Origin of the sequence: Mesorhizobium sp. M1A.F.Ca.IN.020.03.2.1 (assembly GCF_004023205.1) — a bacterium.
GTDB lineage: Bacteria > Pseudomonadota > Alphaproteobacteria > Rhizobiales > Rhizobiaceae > Mesorhizobium.
The window spans coordinates 1-5,393 of the sequence record NZ_RZSV01000309.1; the positions used below are offsets into that span (position 1 = coordinate 1).

The 5,393-nt window shown below is 64.6% G+C and carries 2 protein-coding genes and 1 pseudogene; 2 read left to right on the plus strand and 1 reads right to left on the minus strand.

Going from position 1 to position 5,393, the window contains the following annotated elements; all coding sequences use genetic code 11:
• Positions 1-143: 143 nt before the first annotated feature.
• A pseudogene (locus EOA79_RS29175) lies at positions 144-1,850 on the plus strand (ATP-binding protein); the annotation flags it as partial.
• 256 nt (positions 1,851-2,106) lie between these two features.
• Here the strand turns inward: EOA79_RS29175 and EOA79_RS29180 are convergent.
• A complete protein-coding gene (locus EOA79_RS29180) occupies positions 2,107-4,065 on the minus strand; it encodes an acetoacetate--CoA ligase (RefSeq protein WP_095825796.1) in 1,959 nt (652 codons plus the stop codon).
• Positions 4,066-4,327: 262 nt separating this feature from the next.
• On the opposite strand from EOA79_RS29180, the gene EOA79_RS29185 reads away from it, so the two are divergent.
• A partial coding sequence (locus EOA79_RS29185) for an AsmA family protein (RefSeq protein ID WP_128293527.1) occupies positions 4,328-5,393 on the plus strand: 1,066 nt, incomplete at its 3' end.

The following is a 5,393-nucleotide window of genomic DNA, read 5'->3' on the forward strand; positions in this document are numbered from 1 at the left end:
ACTAGGCCGGGCGCGAGAAAGCCGCCGATGAAGCGGAGGAAGCGGGTCCCGACAGGCGCCAAACCGCAGCGGCGGAAAGGGCAGGCGAACCGACGGCCGAGCGGCCAGGAGCCGAAGCCCCTGCCCCTGAGGCAGGCGCTGGCGACGACGACGGCATGACCGCCGACGATTTTCGCGACGCGGAAGACAGCGAGGACTGGGCCGGTTCCGCCAGGGATGGCGCCCTGCCCGCGGCTGGACAGCCTCGCGAAGCGAAAGCGCCGCCACCGAAAAGGCCGCGCCTCACGGTGCCGCCGCTCAAGCTCGAGGGCTTCGTGCCCTCGGCTTTCTCCACCGGGGAAGGCGACAGGGCTCCCGACACGTCCATCCTCGCCAGGCTGCCTGTGCCGCTGCTCATCCATTCCGGCGACGTGCTGCACTATGCCAATGAGGCGTTCCTGGAGCTCACCGGCTACGACGCGCTGGAAGACCTTGCCGATGCCGGCGGGCTCGGCGCGCTGTTCGCCGACCATTACGCCGATGATGGCGAGACTGACGAAGGCGACCGTTCGCTGAAGCTCACAACCCGCCAGAGCCAGGAATTCCCGATCGATGCGCTCCTGCGCTCGGTGCCGTGGCGCGGCGGTAAGGCGCTGATGCTGGTGGTGCGCCGCTCGGGCGAGGACGAGGCGCCCTCCGCCCATCTCAGCGCGGCCAATGACGAGCCGAACCAGCAGCCGGACGTGTCCGAGCTGAAGTCGCGAATCGCCGAAATGCGCACCATCATCGACACCGCCACCGACGGCGTGGTGCTGATCGGCCGCGACGGCAACATCCGCTCGATCAGCCGCCCGGCTGAAGCCCTGTTCGGCTTCGACAGCGACGAGATCGCCGGCAAGCCCTTTGCCTCGCTGTTCGCCATCGAGAGCCAGCGCGCGGCGCGCGACTATCTCGTCGGCCTTTCCGAACCTGGCGTGGCGAGCTTGCTGAACGACGGGCGCGAGGTGATCGGCCGCGAGGCGCAAGGGCGCTTCATCCCGCTGTTCATGACCATCGGCAGGCTGCCCAACGACAGCGGCTTCTGCGCCGTCGTGCGCGACATCACGCAGTGGAAGCGGGCCGAGGAAGACCTCACCCAGGCGCGCGCCGTGGCCGAGCGTGCCTCCTCGCAGAAGACGGATTTCCTCGCCCGCATCAGCCATGAGATCCGCACGCCGCTCAACGCCATCATCGGCTTTTCCGAACTGATGGTGGACGAGAAGTTCGGCCCGGTCGCCAACGACCGCTACCGCGACTATCTGCGTGACATCAACCGTTCGGGCAACCACGTGCTCGACCTCGTCAACGACCTGCTCGACATCTCCAAAATCGAGGCCGGCCAGCAGGAGATGGCCTATGAGGCGGTGTCGCTCAACGACACGCTGGCCGAAACGGTGGCGATGATGCAGCCGCAGGCCAACCGCGAGCGCGTCATCATCCGCTCGAGCTTCGCCTCGCGGCTGCCGGAAGTGGTGGCGGATTTGAGGAGTGTGCGCCAGATTGCGCTCAACATACTTTCCAACGCCATCCGCTATACCCAGGCCGGCGGCCAGGTGATTGTGTCCACCGCCTACGAGACCTCCGGCGACGTCGTCATGCGCGTGCGCGATACCGGCATCGGCATGACGCCGGCCGAGATCGAGCAGGCACTGAAGCCGTTCAAGCAGATCAATGCGCTCAAACGCGGCCGCGGCGACGGCACTGGCCTCGGGCTGCCTCTGACCAAGGCGATGGTGGAGGCCAACCGTGCCCGCTTCACTATCACATCGACACCTGGCGAAGGCACGCTGGTCGAGGTCGTCTTCCCATCGACGCGCGTGCTGGCCGAATAACGATCCGCAAGACCGAGCTTCGGCCAAAGAAAAAGGCGTCCTGGAGGACGCCTTGGAAAATGGGATGCTGTCACAACGGGGCTTGAGCTGAACCTCAGGGGACGAGGAACGGGATTTCTCCCTCAAGTTACACGCGACTATCGGCGCCGTCCCTTAACAAGTCCTTACCGGGAGCCAAAAAAATTTACGAATGTGTACCACTCGTGAAATCTAGGTAAATTGGACCGACACTATTTCTTAACCATGCCGGGGAGGCCTAATCAGCAAGCTGCGGCAGGTTCCTGAACAGCTCCAGCGCCTCCGGATTGGCGAGCGCTTCCTTGTTCTTGATGGCGCGACCATGCACCACGTCGCGCACGGCAAGCTCGGTGATCTTGCCCGACTTGGTGTGCGGGATGTCGGTGACGGCAACGATCTTCGCCGGCACATGGCGGGGGCTGGCGCCCGAGCGGATTCTGGCGCGGATGCGCTTTTGCAGATCCTCATCGAGGCTCACGCCGGCGGCCAGCCGCACGAACAGCACGACGCGCACATCGTTTTCGAAATCCTGGCCGATGCAGAGCGCCTCCAGGATTTCCGGCATCTGCTCGACCTGGTTGTAGATCTCAGCCGTGCCTATCCTGACCCCACCGGGATTGAGCGTGGCGTCGGAGCGGCCATGGATGATCATGCCGCCATGCGCGGTCCATTCGGCGAAGTCGCCATGGCACCAGATGTTGTCGAAGCGCTCGAAATAGGCCGCGTGGTACTTCTTGCCATCCGGATCGTTCCAGAAGCCGATCGGCATCGACGGGAATGCCTTGGTGCAGACGAGTTCGCCCTTCTCCTGCCGGACCGGCTTGCCGTCGTCGTCCCACACGTCCACCGCCAGGCCGAGGCCCGGCCCCTGGATCTCGCCGGTCCAGACCGGCTCGGTCGGGACACCCAGCACGAAGCAGGAAACGATGTCGGTGCCGCCGGATATCGAGGCGAGATGCACGTCCTTCTTGATGCCGTCATAGACGAAGCGGAAATCCTCCGGCGACAGCGGCGAGCCGGTGGATGAGATGGTCCGCACGCTTGCAAGGTCGTGGCTGTCGATCGGCTTCAGCCCTGCCTTGCGTACGGAATCGATGAATTTCGCCGAAGTGCCGAAATAGGTCATCTTCTCGGCATCGGCGAAATCGAACAGCGCATTGCCGTCGGGGTAGAAGGGCGAACCGTCATAGAGCAGCAACGTCGCCCCCGAGGCGAGGCCCGAGACCAGCCAGTTCCACATCATCCAGCCGCAGGTGGTGAAGTAGAAAAAGCGGTCGCCATCCAGTAGGCCGGCATGCAGCCGCTGCTCCTTGACATGCTGGATCAGCGTGCCGCCGACCGAGTGCACGATGCATTTCGGGATTCCGGTCGTGCCGGAGGAGAACAGAATGTAGAGCGGGTGCGAAAAAGGCAGCCGCTCGAAGGCGAGCGGCCTGGCGGCAAAGGGCGAGAGCGCTCCTTCCAGCGCCTCGGCCTGGTCGATGGTAGCGGCGACATCGGCCGACGTGCCGAGATAGTCGACGATCAGCACCTTGCGCACGGTCGCGAGCTTCTCGGCCACCGCGCGGATCTTGTCGGCGACCTCGATGGCTTTGCCGTTGTACCAATAGCCGTCAGGCGCGATGAAGACGACCGGCTCGATCTGGCCGAAACGGTCGAGCACGCCCTGTTCGCCGAAATCAGGTGAGCAGGAAGACCAGACCGCGCCGATCGAGGCGGCAGCCAGCATGGCAGCGACCGTCTCCGGCATGTTCGGCATCATGGCGGCGATGCGATCGCCCTCTCTGACGCCGATCGACAGGAAGAGCTGTTGCAGGCGCGAAGTGAGCGCATGGAGCTCGTTCCAGGACAGCCGGCGCTCGACCTTGTCCTCGCCCCGGAACACGATAGCGAGGCTGCCGCCGGTTTTTTTCAGAAGGTTCTCGGCGAAATTGAGTTTCGCGTCGGGAAAGAAGGCGGCGCCAGGCATCTTCTCGCCATCGACCAGAGCCCGCTCGCCCTTGTCGCCGACAAGTCCGCAAAAGTCCCAGACAAGGTCCCAGAATGCCTCGCGGTCGTCGATCGACCAGCGGTGGAGCTCGGCATAGCTGGAGAAAGCCTGGCCAGACTTCGCAACCGCAGCTTTCATGAAGGCGGTCATGGGCGCGGAGGCGATCCGGTCCTGCGTCGGCGTCCACAAGGGGGTGTCGGCAGCCATATCGTTCCTCCCAAAGCGCGTCGCGATTGCGGCAATTAAGCCTGATGTCGCCTGCGTCGTTGTCCCAAAACCGGCGTGGCGTTGGCGGACCGGACGGGTTTATCGCTTATGCATACCGCAGCGCAGCAGAGCAAGATTTTGTTGAAATGGCCGGCAAGGACACGGCGCAAACGCCATCGGAGGGCCATAAAGACTTGAAAAGCGTCGGCGCTCGGCTACACCCGTCGGGCGATTTGTCGGCAATGGAAACTCACGGGGCGAGATGAGATCATCTTTGATCCGGCGCGGGGTATGGGTAATCGGCGTTGCGGTGCTGGTCATCGCGCTCGCCGTCGCCGCCTTGCCGCTGATTGCCTCGACGCGCATCGTACGCGACCGCATCGCTTGGGAATTGAGCGCCTGGAGCGGCTTTCGCGTGTCGATCGACGGTTCGCCGCGCATCGAGGTGTGGCCTAAGTTCCGGGCCATCCTCAGCGATGTGACGCTGTCGCAATGGACGGAAACCGACGCGCCGCCGGTGATCGAAGCCGAGCGCGTCGAAGTCGATCTCTCGGCCATGGCCGCCGTGCAGGGCGACGTCCAATTCTCGACGGCAAGGCTGGTGCGGCCGACGATCAGGGTGGAGCGCAAGGCGAGCGGCCTCTATCTGCCGCCGCTGCCGACCGGCGGCCGCATCACCCGCTCGATCGACACTGCGCGCGGCGTGGTCACCGCGAACCCGCAGAAGCCCGACCTCGGCAGACTCCCTTCCGATCCGTTCGGCATCGTCGAGTTCCGCGACGGCCGCGTCGTGACCTCGGTTGGCGGCAAGGATACCGAGATCCTGAGCAGCCTCAGCGGCCAGGTGAACTGGGCGGCGATGAACAGCGACGCCGCGCTCACGGCGACCGGCATATGGCGCGGCGAAAGCGTCCAGATCGATTTTTCCTCGGCGAAGCCGCTGGTGCTGTTTGCCGGAGGGGTCGCCCCCGTCACGCTCGCCTTCAAGGCGGCGCCCGCCACACTTTCTTTCGACGGCGTCGCCTCGATGTCGGAGAACGGCTATCTGGACGGCCAAGCGAAATTCACCGCCCCTTCGCTGCGACGCCTGCTTGAATGGTCGCAAGCCGGCATGGCGCCTGGTGCTGCGATCGGCTCCGTCTCGGTCGCGAGCAAGGTGGCGGCCTCGGCGGGGCGCGCGAAGTTCGAGAACACGACGGTGGCGCTGGACAACAACCCCGGCATGGGAGCGCTGGACTTTTCGTTCAGCGAGCCCCTGCCCGTTATTTCCGGCACGCTTGCGTTCGATACGCTCGATCTTCGATCGGTCCTTTCCGCTTTCACGCCGA